The sequence below is a fragment of the Nostoc sp. C110 genome (genome assembly GCF_043099725.1).
GTDB classification, from domain to species: domain Bacteria; phylum Cyanobacteriota; class Cyanobacteriia; order Cyanobacteriales; family Nostocaceae; genus Nostoc; species Nostoc muscorum_A.
Map to the genome: position 1 here is coordinate 34,101 of NZ_CP171144.1, position 15,819 is coordinate 49,919.

Here is a 15,819-nt window from a genome sequence, read left to right on the forward strand (position 1 = left end):
TTAAGAAGTATTGAAACTGCATTACTGACCGAGGAGTAATTTTGATTTACTTTTAACAGTTACCAACTCCAAATTGTTTAAGCTGTTGTCTCAATTCATACTTGTTACCATCTGGTAAGATAGCACCTGTCAAGTCGGCACCAGTTAAATCAGTACCATTTAAGTTCGCATCTGTTAAATCGGTGTTACGCAGATCAGCATTGCTAAGGTCGGCATTGCTTAAGTCAGTATTTTTAAGAATGGCATTTTTAAGAATAGCACTTTTGAAGCAAGCACTAGGCAAAAAGCGTCCGCTCAAGTCGGCATTTTGTAAGTCAGCGCAATATAGCAGAACTCCAGTATCAACACAACCTGATAATGTTGGCAATGCTTTCTTGATTCTTTTTATAATGCGTGGGTCGGTAAGACTTAAGTTAGCGTTACTTAATTTTGCGTAACCTAATTTAGCACCTTTGAGTTTAACATTATTTAAGTTGGCATTAGTCAATTCAGCCTGTTCTAAATTCAACTCATTTATCAATCCTACGTCACTTAGAAATCGAATGATGCGTCCTTTGCGTTCTCCGTCTTTATCTAGCCTGCGTAGTATTGATAAAGTACACGCGTGCGCTGCGTCTAGTAATGCATTTAGTTTAGGGTCTTTGAAATTCGTATCTTCTTGTTTTTTAGTAATTAACAGTTTTAGTTCTTTGTCTATAAGTAGTTCTGAAATATGTTTGAAGTAAGCCAGCATCGCTTCTTCACGAGAAGTAATATCAACTTGTTGTTTTTCACTACGCTGAAATTGGTACAACACAATTGGAATCGCAAGTGTACCAGCCAGCCCTAACCAGTCCCAAAGTGTTTTACCTGATTGAAAATGCTCAGTAGTTTTTGTAAGTTTAACAATTTTTCCATCTCTAGGATTAATTACCTCTTCTACAGTTACTGATTTATTAGAGTCGGCACCGAATCCAACCCAATTCACTCGGTACAATACAGGAAGAACTGCAATAGCTCCAGCAATAGCTAGCACTATTAGTAGCTTACGCTTTGTGTTCCAGCCATTTAGAGGTTCTTGCACGCTCATAGTCGGTAACTCTAATGAATACACATATATTTATATTCATTCGGGTAGTATCTAATTCCTGATAAATAACTAGAAGTTACGCACGCTCACAAAAATACTATCTTGTGTATTAACGGAATTTGGTCATTTCAAGCTTTTGACGACCAACTTCACATAGAGAGCGATCGCACTCTGGGATTTTTGGCATAGTACTAGTTTAATTGCTACAGCTTTAACTCAGGTTCAAACTGAAGTTAGCGCGTGGTCGCAGCGTGTTTTGGATATGTCGGGATTGTTATCAGAATCAACGGTGATCTTAGCCAGTAATACTTTTTGCTTGATTGCGCCAGCCTATTTACCAAAGGTTGTGCATGAGCAAATCAAGAAGTGGATGACATGATAAAGTACGCAAAATACTTTGATTATGAATGACTGAGGAAAGATAGTGAGTACAACAGCAATTATTGTTGAATTTTTAGTAATTGGTTCACTAGTACTTAGTACAGTTATATTTCTTATCCTTACAGTTCTGAAAATTAGTAATCTCAGCTTTTTATTAGAAATCAAAGAATTGTCGGCTACATTTGGTCTAATATTAACTCTGATTTCGTACTTCCTTGGTGCATTGTTAAATCACCTAAGTTTTCCCACATATTTATTCATAATAAAATTACTTAAATCAACAAACAAAAATAAATTTTTCATGATTTTGGTGGATTTGAGAATTGTTAATTATTTGTTGGACGATGGGCAGTTCTGGCTAGAAGATGGACAATTTCAATTGGACAAAATGCGTTTTTTCATTTTCGAGAATGGTTCAATTAACCTTATAGAAAGACTTAAGTATACGCAAAGTCTATTGAGGTTATTTAAGGGTGTAGCTATAATTACACCATTATTTGGCATTAGTTTTTCTATTTGGTTGTTTACTTGTCTTAATCAACGAGTAACTGCTTTAATCCCAACAGGTCTTTGTTTAACCTTGTCTTTGCTATCAACAATTGCAGCCTTTATTCAGGATCAAGATTATCGAAGAGAGATGACAGTAGCGAATGAAATTATTCATGAGAAATTATATTTGAGTAAAAAGTAAACTCCTAATGCACAAAGACAGGATTAGTTTCCTTGTAGTTAACAACTTGAAACTGCAAACCATGCTGGGGATGTTCGCGCCAAAAACCAGTTAATTGCAGTGTTTGTCCTGGCTGGATATCTGCAAAGCTACCAGTAATTGTAGTTAGTTCTTTTGCACCAGGACGTTGCAAACGTGCCACAGTATAACCCGACTCTTGAGAGTAATAGGTCAGGCGTTCCACTACTCCGGTAATTGATTCGTGCTTGGGGGTGGCGTTTACTTGCTGCTTGCTTGGTAGGGGTGTGGTGGACATCACTTTTAGGAAACGGCGCAGCCATTATACTCGATACTCACTGCTCCAGAAGTCATAAAGTTGGCTATTATAGTATTTATGTACTATAAATTATAGAGAATAGCGATGCCTACGGTTCAAGAAGCCTACGCACTCCCAATTTTTCCTCGCTTGTATTATTTAGAGTAAGGCGATCGCTCTAGTAAAATCAAAAACCACCCACATCATGTAAGTGGAGAACAAAAGAGATTGTATATCTTTTATCACTTGCCGAACAGTTTATTAAGCACATCAGCTAGACGGTAGCCTGCCAAACTCATCCGACGTTCTGCTATTGGTTTGGCGGTAGCAGCATAATTTGGCGGTAACGGCTTTCCATCATTTTTATCACTACTGCCAGAAAGCTTGCCATTAAGATATGCTTTTTGTTTAGCGATATTAAAACTCTCTAATTTTGCCCAATTATTAAATTGAGTTTCTCTTAATTCTGGCAATTTACTGCGTTGATAGGAGGCTCTTATCTTGGTTGCGGTGTTGCGAACAGTTTGAAAGTTTTCTGAGCCTAGTATGAGGTCATCCCAGAATTTATGCAAACTAATTGTTTGACTATTTGGGTTAACTCTAATATAAAAGCGTGTACCACCTCTATCACCTTCTGGTTCTTTATACTCGTTAGTAACTAATTTGGTAGTATGCAATGGCTGATGCACATCTCCTACTAGATGGAATAGCCAGCATATTGCAACTGCTTTTTCGCTGTTGGTGGCATTACTTTGAATGATATCAAGATTTTTTTGAAAAGCAAATATAATATTTTCTTCACCTGGAATTTCACGAGGAATAGAGTTTGAAGAACTACCAGGTTGATAAGGAAAATTGATATAGTGCCAAGTTGGGTGATTAAATGCTTGGTTATTTCGAGCTTCATCTGGCCATTTTGCTGCCCACATAAATAAGTACAAATTTTTATTTTCAGCAGAAATATTAGATTGTTTGAGGGAATTCCACTGCTGTTCAAATTTAGAGTATTCAGGGTGTTCCTTCAAAATGGCAACCATTTTCTCAATTACTTCTTGATGATTCTGCAAGAGTTCCCTGTAAGCGATCGCTCCTGAAACCATGTGTCCAGACTTATTCCAAGCAAAAGCTGGGTACTGCCAAACCAAGATTGTTGATAATACTGTCAATAAAGAAAACTTAGCGAAAGAATGTAACTTCAGCATAAAATTCTTTGTTAGAAAATACAGCTAAAGTATAGGTTGCATTCAGGTAAGTTAGGGTTAAATTTGCATGAAAAAAATAAATCACCCTACACAATACTCGTATATTTCAATAAACAGAGCTGTACATTAACGAGTTTAAGGGTGCGATGCCACCGGCTCATGGCGCTTGAGCCATCGCACTCTTTGATTTTTGGTGCATAGCAAGTGTACTGCTTTGAAGCAAGTGATCGCTTCCTCGCTTGTATTTTATAGTTATTTTCTACCTCGAAGAGCGCATTTCTTGCTGGCGCATGGGCATAGCGTCAATTTGCTCAAAAATTGCTGCTGCCTTGACTGGTGTAGTATCACTGCGCTTAACACCACCATCTTTGCCTACCAAAATAATGCGAAAATTTTCTTTATCAACCCCAAAGCGATTTCGCAACTTGACAGCAGAAGATTCATCTATTAACTGTCCGTTGGCATAGCTTTTATCTGTTGCCAAAACCTGAACGAGAACTAAATCCCGGTCTGTAAAACCATTTTGGTGCTGGTTAAATAACTGCATCTGTTGCTGATAGCTATGGTTATCAACCGACGGTGCAAACACTAGTAACACGCGGTTTTGCCATTTTTGGGAACTAAGGTTAAATGAAGACATTTTGATGGCATGGGTTGAACTTGGGACAGTACCAGCAATGCTGACTGGTGACACGGCTGTACAGGCGGTGAGGGTCAGGGCGATTAATAGTGACTTTTTCACTTCGGGGGTTGAGATGAGCGTTCCATCATCTCAAACTATCATTAATTTTCCTTCTCTGACTCTATCCGGTGATGGTGATTGAATAAGTGTGATGCCTACCCGCAAGAGCAATCGCTATGATAATAGCGCCCACCTAAATAAAGGCAGGCGCTATTCAAATAATTTAAATTCAGGGAGAAAATATAGTGAAATGAATTCCCTGATTTTTGTTATTAATTAATTCCAATTTAATTTCTTAGATTGCACTGCGACGATTTAGCAAGTTCCACAAAAATACAGCGACAATTGCGCCAAGAACCGCTACTGCAATACCGGGAATGCTGAGTGTGGGGGCGGCTAATGTCAAGGTTCCTGTACTGAAGAACACACCCAAACTACCACCAACAAAAGCACCAATAATTCCTAATATGATTGTTCCAAGAATTCCGCCGCCTTGATGACCGGGGTAGATAGCTTTTGCAATAGCACCAGCAATTAGACCTAAAACAATCCAAGCAAGAATATTCATTGTTTTAATTTGATAAACGTTTTTTATGCGACAAATACACAATAGCAATCCCAACATTGATATTGAATCTATCAACAGAATCAACTATTAATAGCCTTGAGGATGAATGCTGTTACTTCTGGTGATATACCCCCCTAATTGAGATTGATAATAAATAAAAAAAGCTCCTAGTAGGTCTAAAACTAGGAGCTAATAAATTCATTGCTTGATAATTGCAGTATATGCATTTTTAATGATTTTTCTCATCTACTGGAAGAATTATGATTACGGCGGTCGGTTACGTCATCGTACCGTGAATTTTTTATACCAAGATGGAGAGCAGTGATTAGCAGTATTAAAACCAGTCACATATTAATAGCAGCTATCACTAATTATTGAAGGTAAACATAATTCTGGAGCGATAAATATGCTTCGATTATTTAATTCATTTGCATCCAAGCTCGGCAGTATTAAAGAGCAAAAAACTGAGGGAATGGCGGCGGTTGTTGCCTATTTAATGTTTGCCTCTTACTGTTTAACACTAGTAGCTATACTTTGCGTGGTAGTTGTTTTGTAGTCTAAGTTTTAAATCAGCATAATCTAGGTGGGATGAAACTCTGATTATAAAACTAAGAACATAGTCTTGTGACTATGTTCTTAGTTTATCAGACAAATTTACTTGGTATGCCGAAAAGTAATTTGCTTCAAACCCCCACAATCAGTTACTAGATATTCTCTTAATCTAGCTTGGAAATTCTTCTGTTCATTTTCATGAATTAGGTTTAAATTATGACCAATAACATAGTCGGCTTCTGTCATCCAAAAATCAAGTATTTGGTCTATTTGAGCGATTTCTAGGATATCTGCTATCCGTTGTGCTTCTGATTCTGATAAACTACTTAGACTTGCTAAAGAACAATACTCTCGGATAATGTTCTTCTGCTCATGAGTTAATGGTAACTCTGGATTTTTAATTTCCTTTGAGAAAGAAAAATTGACCATTGGTACTAGCTCCTTATCACCAAATTCTGTTCGGACTTACATATCCATCTAGTTGTAGAATTCGTTAGAGATACGCAGTATCCTTTTAATTTCCAGTTTGTGAACATATTTGGCTTGGTTAACCTCCTATTATACAGTGAGAATGTTTTAGTTTTGTGACCTTACATAATGAATAGTGAAAATATTTTACTTTTGTGACCGCTAATGGCGAAAATTTAGAAAAATTTTATTAACAAGTCACAAAAAAATCATTTTTGTCACTAACAAGTAAAGTTAATCCATTTTTCAACCGAATAAGAAGCCGTAACACTTCCTACTTAGTTAACTGGAGGCAATCGGATGCTATCTTGTGGTCGTAAGGCATTTGACACAGAATTTCAGGTCTTGCTTGATTCTGGGAGTTCTTCTGCCCACTCGATGTTAGCTTTCATTAAGCGCAGCCTTGCCCAATTCAATCTCAGTAATTCTTATAGTCCTACCTGGGTACTAAATGAGGCATATATGCGTGGAATCAAACTTATGGCAAAAGGTGAACACATTGATAAACCGATTGCTTGGGTTCGAGCAACAGCTTATAACATCATTAGGGAACAGAGCCGAGAACGTAACAGATTTTCACAACTTGATGAAAGCATGATTGAATTTCATGTTAATTGCAGGCTTACCGTTTCTGAAGAAATTGAAGAGGAATTATTCAAAAAAGTAAACCTAGCCTTTGAAAAGTTAGAGCCAGAAGAAAAAGAAATTTTGAGATTGAAGATGATCAAAGATTTATCATGGAAGGAAATTAGATTGCATTTAATTTTACAAGGGAAGGAAGTTCAGAATGAAGCAACATTGCGTAAACGCAAAGAAAGAGCTTTAAAGCATCTTCGCAGCATATATCATTCTTTGGAACTTCAAAATGTTTAGCATTATTGAGTGCAATTATAAAAGTGTTTGAATACCATTAGTTTTACCTAGCAATGTCTGAAGAATAAATCTGAACGCTTACGAGATATCTGTATAATTTATATTGCTTGGTTATGCATCAAGAAAGTGTAGAGTGAAGCGACCCACCTATCACCAGGCGATGTTTGACGAAAAGCCGCTATGCGTCGGGAGCATATCTACCCTGTTTGGATCGCTGACTCTTTAACTTTTCCTCGCTTGTATATTTTTAGCTGAAATACTCGCTCAAAGTGAAGGCGATCGCACATCTACCTTGTTTGGTCACTGACTCTTTAAGTTTTCCTCTAAGAATGCTTTTAGCTAGGATATTCGCTCAAAGAGAGGGCGATCGCTCTGGCAATGAAAGTGAAATAATAAACTAGTATGCCTTGCTGGTACAGAAGATACAGCTATGACCTACACCATGTACGACGCTCAAGAAGTGGCAAAGCTGGCTGCTACTGATATGGAAGCTTGGCTGCTCTCCAAACTAGAAACTATTAGTGTTGTTAACGTTGAGAATGACCCAGATTACCAACGCAGAGATATTGACCTCATCTGGACAACGCACAGTGGCGAAATTTTGATTGAGGTGAAGGGCGATAGGTGGAACAAGACTCGTAACTTGTTCTTTGAGACTCACAGCAATTTAGAGAAGGGAACCCCCGGCTGCTTCATGTACACTGAGGCAGATTGGCTGTTTTATTACTTTGTCAATACTCGCCAACTGTATAAGCTACCGATGCCAAAAACGCGGGAGTGGTTTCACATCACCATGCGGCGGTTTCGGGAACGCTCGACTACAACGCCAGTGGGGAATAGCTATTACACGACTGTGGGGCGACTTGTGCCGATTACTACGGTGATGATGGAAGTGCCGGGGATTAAGATGGAGCAGCTGTAGGGGGGCGATGGGGCGATCGCCCTTGCATCTAATACCAATTCTTAGACGAAAAGTTACACGCTTGAGGAGCGATCGCTCTTAATTCTTAGAGGAAACCCCAGGCGTAGCCCGTCGCAGGTGATCGCACCCATTATTAAGGGAAGACTAACAGTAGGAGCGTAGCTTGCCGCCTTTGGCATCGCCCCCCCCCTTAAAAACCATATAAACATTTACCATTTATGGCTACTCTAATTCCCTCATTCAATAGTTGCTCAATGCGGATGACCCCTGGTGAAAGGAGGTTAGCGCAGCGCTTGGAGGAGAAATTAGAGGATGATTATTTACTTTGGTACGATGTGCCAGTGGGTAAAAAGCAATTGCACCCAGATTTTATCGTGCTGCATCCCAGCCGGGGTTTGTTCATCCTTGAGGTGAAAGACTGGAAGTTAGACACAATTAAAAATATCAACCCCTCCACAGTCACACTGCTTACCGAGGATGGAGTAAAGGAAGTTAAACAGCCACTACAACAAGCCAGAGATTATGCCTTAGCAGTCAACAAGATGCTAGAAAAAGATTCTCTTTTGGTGCAACAAGAAGGTAATTATCAAGGTAAGCTGATTATCCCCTACGGTTATGGGGTCGTGTTCACCAACATCACCCGCAAGAATTTTGAGCAGAGTGAACTACCAGCAGTGTTTGAGGAACATTTAGTTATCTGCAAAGATGAAATGCTCCCAAGCACAGATGCAGGGGAATTTCAGCAGCGAGTTTGGGATTTATCTCCATATCAATTTGGCAAGACACTCACCAGCAGTCAAATAGATAGAATCCGTTGGCATATCTTCCCAAAATTACGGATTACTGCCAAACAGTTATCTTTGCTTGATTTAGAAACCGACACTGAAGAATCGCCGCAGCTGCAAATCCCCGACATTCTGAGGATTATGGACTTGCAACAGGAACAGTTAGCCCGCAGTCTAGGAGACGGACATCGGGTAATTCATGGTGTAGCTGGTTCCGGCAAAACGATGATTTTAGCCTACCGTTGTCAGCACTTATCTCAAGTCAGTAATAAACCAATTTTGGTACTGTGCTTCAATGTTTCTCTTGCTGCCAAGCTCCGGCAAACTATCCAAGATAAAAACAGAGTCAGTCGCATCAAGGTGCGGCATTTTCATGGGTGGTGCATGGATTTACTCAAAAAATATGACATCCCCAGACCCGACTCTAGAGAGTATCAAGGTGATGCTTATGTAGAAGAACTGGTTCAAAGAGTAATTACCGCCGTCGATGCCAAGTTGATACCGGCTGGCACGTATGGCGCGGTGATGCTAGATGAGGGCCACGACTTTAAACCAGAGTGGTTAAAGTTGATTGCTCAGATGGTCAACCCCGAAACCAATTCTTTGCTTATCCTCTACGACGATGCCCAAAACCTCTACGGTGAAAAGCGCGACAAGAAATTTAGCTTTAAGAGCGTAGGCATCCAGGCACAGGGACGCACCACCATATTTAAACTCAACTACCGCAACACTGCTCAAGTGTTAGGGGTAGCCTATGAATTTGCGAAAGAAGTAATGCAACCCACCGAAACCCAGGATGATGACCAACAAATATTGGTAGAACCGACTAGTGCAGGACGGCAAGGCCCCAAACCAGACCTGATCCGTTTACCCAGTTTTAAACACGAGGTAGATTACCTAGCAGGGCGAGTGCAACAATTACACGAGCGAGATATCCCCTGGAACGATATCGCAATTATTTACCGCTCCAACTTTATGGGCGATCGCATCTACAACCACTTCCAACAAGCCCAAATCCCAATAGAGTGGGTAAACGGCAGCAGTGACAGCCGCAACTATCACCCGGACGAACAAAGCATCAAACTCATAACCATGTACTCATCTAAAGGGTTAGAATTTCCCGTGGCTTGCATCCCAGGCATTGGTTATATGCCTGACCAGTACGGACACGGCACACCAGAAGAAGAAGCACGGCTATTGTATGTGGCGATGACACGGGCGATTGAGCAGTTGATTATGACTTGCGATCGCTCCTCAGAATTTACCAACCGTTTAGAGACAGCACTAGGTAAAGTAATTTGATTGCGATCACTCTCTCAATCAAGCGAGGAAAAGGGAAAGCAATCGCGCTCAAGCCTAAAAATCAGCATTTTAACCAAGATAAGGATATTGTGGCGGTTTAATTTTCAATAATTCTGTCCAGTATTTTATAGCATTATCTTTGGTGGTTTTAAAATCACGCGATTTATGAACTCTGCCTATTTCCATTAGAAAATATGTAAGTTTAAGAGCAGTAAGTAAGTTAATCAATCCCACTGCTTTTAAATGTTGTAAAAATAAGTGGAGCAGAATTTGTAATTTTTGTTTATGACGAAAATACATCCACCATTTCATTTGATGTATGGCGATACTGGTTTGATAACCTAATGTAGTTTCTACTTGGGTTAATTTATCTTTAAGTTGATGATAAAACTGCATTTCTTTGTCAAAATCACCTGCTTTCTGGGCTAAAGCAGCATCATCAGATAATTGATAAGCCTGACTAATTAAGTTACCTGCGGTTTGGGCCTGCTGTTGAGTATAACCAAGTTTCATATATATAGTAGCTACTGCTGATGCCAATTCTGCAAACTCCTCAGCATCATGTAACCAATATATTTGTGCTTGTAATTCCCCTAGTGTGGCTGCTAAAGTCTCATTCATATTCAATCTAACTTTTCCTGATTGACCATAGCAGTATTTTAGGTGTTAAGCGATGGATGCCTACGGCGGCAAGCTACGCACCCCCAGCAATCCCAACCCAAATCCTCTCCGTGTAGAGATCCCCTACGGATTACAGTACATACATTGGGCTGGATTCGCAAATTCCATACCATTAGGAAATAGTTTCTCTTGATTAAAACCACATTTTTTACATTGATAAATTGCGGTCAGTGGTAAGGTGGTTGGGAACTGACAAAATTCACAGGGTAGTCCCTGAATTATTTCAGTTATTTCAAAACCAGGGATATTACATTTGGGGCAACGACTGCTAATTTTATTGAGTAAATTATGGGTAGCTTTTACAATATTTTTCATCCGAGTGGGATTATACATTGCCCGCATATCTGTCTCAATATTTACCTGACTATCTGGGGAATTATGCAATGCAAAATCAACTGATGTTATCAAATCTATTTCTTTTGTAATACCTTTAATTATCTCATGACATCTATTCTCTAAGTTTTCAAACCAGACAACTAATCCATGTTCTGGAAAACCAACTTTTTTAGCAAAAATAGATGCCTCATCTAAATTTGTTATAATTTGATGATTAAAGTTAGTATCTGTAGAAATTTCCTGACCAATAATTTCTAGATTATTGATTTTATCTAAAAAAATAACTATTTCTCTATTACAGTAAATGTAAGGAACTAAGGGATGGGGTGTAAAACTACCTTCGCTGGCGATCGCTAAATTTTCTTGTGTTAATTCTAAGGCTTTCTCTGCTTTTAATTTAGCTGCGGCAATTTGTGTTCCCGGACGTTTTACATCTCTAGTAAATGTGCCAAAAATATCAGTATTAAAATCCTGTGGTACTATAACTTTGATGCCTAACTCTTGTTCTAATAGTGGAGCAATTACCTTTTCTTTTTGGTGCATTGTCGCCAACACAGCCAGACGATCATTAAATAATTGCTGGTCATTCATTCTGCGCTAATCCCTATTAGTTAAGTTTGTAGCTTTTCGTAATTTTAAAACGGCTGATTCTTCTGATTTTATCACCGCAAATCAGCTTGAGCTTCTTGAGAGCAAGCGTACTGGCAGCGATGTCTACGACGGGCTGCGCCTACGTATATTTACTATGTATTTTCTAGTACATTACTAACCAGTTGTAGTGAAGCGATGACCGAGCGCTGTGAGTTGGTTGCTCTTATTCTTCTACAGCGTTGGGTCAACAACTGGCGATTTGTGGCTGTTCTGTTCTGTCGATATCTCATTTAAACCGCAATTCAGAGAGTTGTGATGCCAAATTGCCAAAACCGATGAATGTGGCATCGTAACTTCAACTTTTTCTTAGAGGAAACCCTAAGCATAGGCGCAGCCCCTTAAAGTAGACATCGCCACCTCACAACCCCAAATCCTGCTAAAATTCCTGTATTCAATACATCAACTACCATGTCTGGCAAAAGATTTGGGCAACGCCAACCTACAAAAACCGATAAAATTGTTGAATCTGCGGTGCGTTATTGCCAACAGCGACAGCCAGAAGCATTAGACCAAATTTTTGACAATCTGCCTGTTAAGCTCAACCAGCAAGTGTTAAATGGTACGGTTGCAGCTTTAAAAAAAGACATTGATAGCCTCAGTTGGCTGTGTGGTTATTTTGCATCCGAAATTAACAGCACTGAGGACAACCAGAAGCCTCGCCATTCTATTGCAGAACTTAGCAAATTGCTCATGACATCAGGGATGGAACCTTTCGGTGATTTTGCCCCTTACCCCGGTTGTCGCATTGTTATACTCAACAACGATAAATTTGAAGCACTGCCGCCTAGAGTGCAAGCAGCAGTCAAAGAAGCTTTTGATGTGGTAGAAACCAGTGGAGAAGAGGCACAAAGGATAAATGAGGCACTGTTACGAGAGTTGGAAGTTTAATAGAACTGCCGGATGAGCGATGCCTGCGGTGCTTGCTAGCCTACGCAGCTTGCAACAGAAGCGAGTTATAATTTCGCAGGTTCTAATAAAACTGTTAAAATGTTTTCCCACTCATCGAAGAACCCATCAGGCCATTGGTCAATTCTGCCGTCTTTATCAATGCGTGGTGACACAACTTTAATAAAAGCTTGACCTTGGTTTTCTTGACGTTGAAAGTAATGTAATTGCACATCTTCTGACTCAATTTTACCACCATGCACCGCAAGACGAATACCGTTTAGAATCTGGTCGCTATGAGTTTCTACCACAACTTGAATGCCACACTTAGCTGCCAGTGCCAACAATTTACCCAGCTTTGTTTGCGCTTGGGCGTGGAGTCCGGTTTCTGGGTGTTCAATCAGAATTAACGCACCTGGACTGGAGGCGAGGATTGCAACGATAATTGATATAACGTAAGTAATGCCGTATCCAACATGGTCACTAAATTTCAAGTTAACCAAATCCATATCTAGATGTGCGTCAACTTGGATGCGTAGACCAGGACTTATTTCTCCCATCCATGCCTCAACTTGGTCTAGCAAATTTATTGATTTTGCTTGCGGGTGAGCGAGTTCGGCGATAGGAATTGGTTGACTACCGTAAGTGTAGAGAAAATGTGCTGTATATTCGCCAAGCGCACCAATTTGTCTAAGTTCTCGCCTTTGGTAATTTAAGATTCCTGATGCAGTTGTTGCACGTTCTGATTGAAGGTGATGAAATTCTCCGCTAAAAATGCTTGACTGATAAACATCGGCATCAACAGAGTTGAATCCACTCTCTAAAAAATCTGCTTCTCTCTCTAATGAGTTGTACTTAAAGTGCCATATTCCTTTAGTTTCGTTTTTAAAAATTAGTTCAAATCCTACATAGTCTTCTTTTGCATTTTCATACAAAGCATCATTAGCTGTGCCAATATTTACCAAATTTCCATTGAGCAATAAACCAGTGTTTTGTAGTAAACTTTGCTGGTAAGATTGATGCAGCAGTGATAGTGCTTGCAATACAGAGGATTTAGCAGTGTTATTGTAACCAGAGAGTAAGGTAAGCGATTTGAATTCAATCAATTGATTCTCAAATGCTTTAAAATTTAGCAGCCGTAATGAGCTAATCATTAATAGTTAAAATATAGATGTTCTTCGATTTTATTAGAGTTTGTTTATCTAAAGCGATTTTGTAAGAATCTTGTTGAGCAAACCTGTATATGACAAAATCTTAAATATATTTTGTGATTTACATTTTTGATTAATCATCAAAAAAACTAGCAGTTTATCAAGATTTAATTGGAATTATAGATAGCATCTGAAAATTTTAAAGAACTTGTTAATGTTGCAATCCAAGTAGCGACCAGAAGAAATAAAAGAATGTCAGTCTTCAAGCTTGATAACACTTATTATATAGTTGATGCTAGGGAATGGGAGAATGGTCGCGCGTATGGTCAATATATCATGACGGTAGAACCTGAGCAAAATTAAGCGTCAGGTGTTTCATGTTGCTGAAGTTTTTCCCAATTAAATCTCAGCGTCAGTATTTCAAATAGTGTTGGTGACAACACATCTAACTCTATAGGTTCACCAGTATAAATGACATCTGGAAAGTCTTGAGGGTGAAAGATTCGGTGAGGAATACCATCTCCTTTAAGCCACATCTTAGCTCGATAATCGATGCGTTCTCCACTTGGTAAATCAATCCAAAAATGCGGCTCAATGTGTTGATGATGTTGAGTCAAAACCCCAAACATCGGTTGATGCTCAATGCTATGATTAGTTAGTATAGTGTGACAGATGCGGGTCATGCCATCACATTCAGTTTGAGAAGAATCATAGGGGTCAAGGAGTTGCTGAATTCTTTCCCTTGGTATCACTTCATACTCCTTAATCAATTTCTTCAGACACGGCTAAGTTTTGCTCTTGCATGATTGGTGTCATCAAATGGAATATCTTCGTTAGCCCCTGGTGCAATGATTCTTGAGAGAAGTTATAGCCACGTTCAACAGCCATAGTTATGATTGCAGCCTTATCTTTTGTACGCATTGCTTCCATCAGTCGGCCTAACAACAGTTGATCTTGGAGTGCTGCTGCAAAAAATTCCATAACTTGTAGTTCACTTTGAGCAGCATCTAGTGACTCATTCATTTTTGGACTCCTCTTGCCGAACCTCTACCAGAGTAACATTAAGCCGAATGGTATCCTTTGACGCTAAAGCCTAACTCTACTACTTCTGAAAACTGAACTTTGATATATTATTGCCATATTGTCAAAAACGAGCTAGATTGCGAGACTCAGCAAAGATGTTAATGAGGTCAACAACAGCAGTTGATAGTACACCAGGAAAAGAAGCGGTATCACCAAAGACAGTAGAAAACCTAACAGCCACATCTTCTTTAAGTGCTAGCGAGAGCGAACCAGATTTACTGTAGTTTCTGTAAGCTAACTCTAAAGAGGGTTGAGCTTGTTGTAATTTTGCCTGAGACGGTAAGCGATCGCGCTTGATGTGGGAATTAAAATTAGGGTCAGCAGGTACTAAGTTCCAAAGTTCGTTAATCGGATAGAGAGATACGGGTAAAAGGTGGTCTAAATCGTATCTGATACCATAAGAAATGTGCTTTTGTGTCCACGGGCAAACAAACTCTGTTCCTTCCATCAACAGTACATCAACATGGTTGCGTTCCCAATTCAAAGGTCTGCGGTTGTCCGGTCTATCTGTTAGCAGCTGATAAATAAAACCTCGATGCACTTTAGTGTGATTTTCTTGTTGCACTTTTTCAGTAAACAAGCACCATTCATGAATACAAAGCGCTTCAATCCACAATGACATCTCCCCAAAAATATGCCAGAGTTCCGCTTGAATTACTAAGCATTTTTCTTCTGGTTTAGTACCTGGAATTGCTATAACTGGAGTGCTAAGTTCTGCATACTTTAAGGGTTTATCAAACACACTCCAGTGACCAAACCCTGCATATCTAACAGGCATTTCAATTGCCTTGCTAATGGCAGTGAGAGCAGCTTGGTAGACTTGACGTAACGGTTTTGAATAGGCAAGATATTTTCGCGGGACTCTCAACTCGTTGATGAGGAAAAAGCCATCGCTAGGGCTTGAGGTTCCACCAACAATTGATTCCCATTCACAGCGTAGTATCTCTAACTGAGGACGAAACGACATATCATTTCGCAATTGACCGTTCAGTATTGCTCGTTGCCCTTGTAAGATAGGTTCGCGGGGTTTGACAAACGGCCAATAGTAAGCCACCCAAAACTGTGCTAGTAAACGCAAAGGAACTGCTACGTCTGCTCTTAGGTTCCGCAAATCGGGGAAACTGAGGACAACATCATTAATCGCACGCAGTAAGGCAATTTTGTAGCTTGTAGCTTTTGTATCGTGCTTGAGAATTGTACTGATGATTTTGCTTCCCGATGACATAGCAAGGGTTAAAAACG

18 protein-coding genes and 1 pseudogene are annotated in these 15,819 nt (G+C 39.6%); 6 read left to right on the top strand and 13 right to left on the bottom strand.

The genetic code is table 11. The features are described 5' to 3' along the window. Window positions 1–52 precede the first annotated feature (52 nt). Window positions 53–1,069, bottom strand: a complete 1,017-nt coding sequence (locus ACFFRD_RS04870) for a pentapeptide repeat-containing protein (protein WP_392476905.1) — start codon at window positions 1,067–1,069, stop codon at window positions 53–55. Between the two features lie 424 nt (window positions 1,070–1,493). On the opposite strand from ACFFRD_RS04870, the gene ACFFRD_RS04875 reads away from it, so the two are divergent. Further along, window positions 1,494–2,141: a hypothetical protein gene (locus ACFFRD_RS04875; protein WP_392476851.1), complete on the top strand. Its 648-nt coding sequence runs from the start codon at window positions 1,494–1,496 to the stop codon at window positions 2,139–2,141. A gap of 19 nt (window positions 2,142–2,160) precedes the next feature. Here ACFFRD_RS04875 and ACFFRD_RS04880 read toward each other — a convergent pair. The 4 genes and pseudogenes from ACFFRD_RS04880 to ACFFRD_RS04895 form a co-directional block, all read right to left on the bottom strand. After that, window positions 2,161–2,436 (bottom strand): annotated as a pseudogene (locus ACFFRD_RS04880) (ATP-dependent RecD-like DNA helicase); the annotation flags it as partial. A gap of 242 nt (window positions 2,437–2,678) precedes the next feature. Further along, the gene (locus ACFFRD_RS04885) at window positions 2,679–3,638 is read right to left on the bottom strand and encodes a S1/P1 nuclease (RefSeq protein WP_392476852.1); all 960 of its coding nucleotides are present in this window, start codon (window positions 3,636–3,638) and stop codon (window positions 2,679–2,681) included. Between the two features lie 259 nt (window positions 3,639–3,897). Continuing rightward, the gene (locus ACFFRD_RS04890) at window positions 3,898–4,380 is read right to left on the bottom strand and encodes a DUF4174 domain-containing protein (RefSeq protein WP_392476853.1); all 483 of its coding nucleotides are present in this window, start codon (window positions 4,378–4,380) and stop codon (window positions 3,898–3,900) included. Between the two features lie 235 nt (window positions 4,381–4,615). Continuing rightward, the gene (locus ACFFRD_RS04895) at window positions 4,616–4,888 is read right to left on the bottom strand and encodes a GlsB/YeaQ/YmgE family stress response membrane protein (protein ID WP_185582390.1); all 273 of its coding nucleotides are present in this window, start codon (window positions 4,886–4,888) and stop codon (window positions 4,616–4,618) included. A gap of 406 nt (window positions 4,889–5,294) precedes the next feature. Here ACFFRD_RS04895 and ACFFRD_RS04900 point away from each other — a divergent pair, with 406 nt between their 5' ends. Further along, the gene (locus ACFFRD_RS04900; RefSeq protein WP_335200718.1) at window positions 5,295–5,444 is read left to right on the top strand and encodes a hypothetical protein; all 150 of its coding nucleotides are present in this window, start codon (window positions 5,295–5,297) and stop codon (window positions 5,442–5,444) included. A 98-nt stretch (window positions 5,445–5,542) separates the two neighbouring features. On the opposite strand, the gene ACFFRD_RS04905 is transcribed toward ACFFRD_RS04900, so the two are convergent. After that, the gene (locus ACFFRD_RS04905; RefSeq protein WP_114084177.1) at window positions 5,543–5,869 is read right to left on the bottom strand and encodes a hypothetical protein; all 327 of its coding nucleotides are present in this window, start codon (window positions 5,867–5,869) and stop codon (window positions 5,543–5,545) included. A gap of 339 nt (window positions 5,870–6,208) precedes the next feature. On the opposite strand from ACFFRD_RS04905, the gene ACFFRD_RS04910 reads away from it, so the two are divergent. Together ACFFRD_RS04910 and ACFFRD_RS04915 are read left to right on the top strand one after the other, a co-directional pair. Continuing rightward, complete coding sequence (locus ACFFRD_RS04910; RefSeq protein ID WP_392476855.1) at window positions 6,209–6,781, top strand: sigma-70 family RNA polymerase sigma factor; 573 nt, start codon at window positions 6,209–6,211, stop codon at window positions 6,779–6,781. 430 nt (window positions 6,782–7,211) lie between these two features. After that, a complete protein-coding gene (locus ACFFRD_RS04915) occupies window positions 7,212–7,703 on the top strand; it encodes a hypothetical protein (protein ID WP_392476858.1) in 492 nt (163 codons plus the stop codon). Between the two features lie 53 nt (window positions 7,704–7,756). Here ACFFRD_RS04915 and ACFFRD_RS04920 read toward each other — a convergent pair whose 3' ends face one another. Beyond that, on the bottom strand, window positions 7,757–7,882 hold the full coding sequence (locus ACFFRD_RS04920; protein ID WP_392476860.1) for a hypothetical protein: 126 nt from the start codon (window positions 7,880–7,882) through the stop codon (window positions 7,757–7,759). Window positions 7,883–7,921: 39 nt separating this feature from the next. On the opposite strand from ACFFRD_RS04920, the gene ACFFRD_RS04925 reads away from it, so the two are divergent. After that, window positions 7,922–9,790, top strand: coding sequence for a 3'-5' exonuclease (locus ACFFRD_RS04925; protein WP_392476862.1), 1,869 nt, complete (start codon window positions 7,922–7,924; stop codon window positions 9,788–9,790). 69 nt (window positions 9,791–9,859) lie between these two features. Here ACFFRD_RS04925 and ACFFRD_RS04930 read toward each other — a convergent pair whose 3' ends face one another. Both ACFFRD_RS04930 and ACFFRD_RS04935 read right to left on the bottom strand, forming a co-directional pair. After that, complete coding sequence (locus ACFFRD_RS04930) at window positions 9,860–10,411, bottom strand: hypothetical protein (RefSeq protein ID WP_392476864.1); 552 nt, start codon at window positions 10,409–10,411, stop codon at window positions 9,860–9,862. A gap of 123 nt (window positions 10,412–10,534) precedes the next feature. Beyond that, complete coding sequence (locus ACFFRD_RS04935) at window positions 10,535–11,398, bottom strand: DUF6671 family protein (RefSeq protein WP_392476865.1); 864 nt, start codon at window positions 11,396–11,398, stop codon at window positions 10,535–10,537. 468 nt (window positions 11,399–11,866) lie between these two features. Between ACFFRD_RS04935 and ACFFRD_RS04940 the strand changes: the two genes are divergently transcribed. After that, complete coding sequence (locus ACFFRD_RS04940; RefSeq protein ID WP_392476867.1) at window positions 11,867–12,346, top strand: hypothetical protein; 480 nt, start codon at window positions 11,867–11,869, stop codon at window positions 12,344–12,346. A 65-nt stretch (window positions 12,347–12,411) separates the two neighbouring features. Here ACFFRD_RS04940 and ACFFRD_RS04945 read toward each other — a convergent pair whose 3' ends face one another. The 4 genes from ACFFRD_RS04945 to ACFFRD_RS04960 form a co-directional block, all read right to left on the bottom strand. Continuing rightward, on the bottom strand, window positions 12,412–13,497 hold the full coding sequence (locus ACFFRD_RS04945; RefSeq protein WP_392476868.1) for a DUF3696 domain-containing protein: 1,086 nt from the start codon (window positions 13,495–13,497) through the stop codon (window positions 12,412–12,414). A gap of 356 nt (window positions 13,498–13,853) precedes the next feature. After that, window positions 13,854–14,246: a hypothetical protein gene (locus ACFFRD_RS04950; RefSeq protein ID WP_392476869.1), complete on the bottom strand. Its 393-nt coding sequence runs from the start codon at window positions 14,244–14,246 to the stop codon at window positions 13,854–13,856. Window positions 14,247–14,256: 10 nt separating this feature from the next. Beyond that, on the bottom strand, window positions 14,257–14,517 hold the full coding sequence (locus ACFFRD_RS04955) for a Nif11-like leader peptide family natural product precursor (RefSeq protein ID WP_179070935.1): 261 nt from the start codon (window positions 14,515–14,517) through the stop codon (window positions 14,257–14,259). A gap of 121 nt (window positions 14,518–14,638) precedes the next feature. Continuing rightward, window positions 14,639–15,802, bottom strand: a complete 1,164-nt coding sequence (locus ACFFRD_RS04960; protein WP_340096837.1) for an HNH endonuclease domain-containing protein — start codon at window positions 15,800–15,802, stop codon at window positions 14,639–14,641. Window positions 15,803–15,819 lie beyond the last annotated feature (17 nt).

What these genes read in the sequence shown, in the direction of transcription:
- ACFFRD_RS04870 (WP_392476905.1), bottom strand. Translation starts at nt 1,069, where the DNA reads ATGAGCGTGCAAGAACCTCTAAATGGCTGGAACACAAAGCGTAAGCTA.
- ACFFRD_RS04885 (WP_392476852.1), bottom strand. Translation starts at nt 3,638, where the DNA reads ATGCTGAAGTTACATTCTTTCGCTAAGTTTTCTTTATTGACAGTATTA.
- ACFFRD_RS04895 (WP_185582390.1), bottom strand. Translation starts at nt 4,888, where the DNA reads ATGAATATTCTTGCTTGGATTGTTTTAGGTCTAATTGCTGGTGCTATT.
- ACFFRD_RS04900 (WP_335200718.1), top strand. Translation starts at nt 5,295, where the DNA reads ATGCTTCGATTATTTAATTCATTTGCATCCAAGCTCGGCAGTATTAAA.
- ACFFRD_RS04905 (WP_114084177.1), bottom strand. Translation starts at nt 5,869, where the DNA reads ATGGTCAATTTTTCTTTCTCAAAGGAAATTAAAAATCCAGAGTTACCA.
- ACFFRD_RS04910 (WP_392476855.1), top strand. Translation starts at nt 6,209, where the DNA reads ATGCTATCTTGTGGTCGTAAGGCATTTGACACAGAATTTCAGGTCTTG.
- ACFFRD_RS04915 (WP_392476858.1), top strand. Translation starts at nt 7,212, where the DNA reads ATGACCTACACCATGTACGACGCTCAAGAAGTGGCAAAGCTGGCTGCT.
- ACFFRD_RS04920 (WP_392476860.1), bottom strand. Translation starts at nt 7,882, where the DNA reads ATGCCAAAGGCGGCAAGCTACGCTCCTACTGTTAGTCTTCCCTTAATA.
- ACFFRD_RS04925 (WP_392476862.1), top strand. Translation starts at nt 7,922, where the DNA reads ATGGCTACTCTAATTCCCTCATTCAATAGTTGCTCAATGCGGATGACC.
- ACFFRD_RS04930 (WP_392476864.1), bottom strand. Translation starts at nt 10,411, where the DNA reads ATGAATGAGACTTTAGCAGCCACACTAGGGGAATTACAAGCACAAATA.
- ACFFRD_RS04935 (WP_392476865.1), bottom strand. Translation starts at nt 11,398, where the DNA reads ATGAATGACCAGCAATTATTTAATGATCGTCTGGCTGTGTTGGCGACA.
- ACFFRD_RS04940 (WP_392476867.1), top strand. Translation starts at nt 11,867, where the DNA reads ATGTCTGGCAAAAGATTTGGGCAACGCCAACCTACAAAAACCGATAAA.
- ACFFRD_RS04945 (WP_392476868.1), bottom strand. Translation starts at nt 13,497, where the DNA reads ATGATTAGCTCATTACGGCTGCTAAATTTTAAAGCATTTGAGAATCAA.
- ACFFRD_RS04955 (WP_179070935.1), bottom strand. Translation starts at nt 14,517, where the DNA reads ATGAATGAGTCACTAGATGCTGCTCAAAGTGAACTACAAGTTATGGAA.
- ACFFRD_RS04960 (WP_340096837.1), bottom strand. Translation starts at nt 15,802, where the DNA reads ATGTCATCGGGAAGCAAAATCATCAGTACAATTCTCAAGCACGATACA.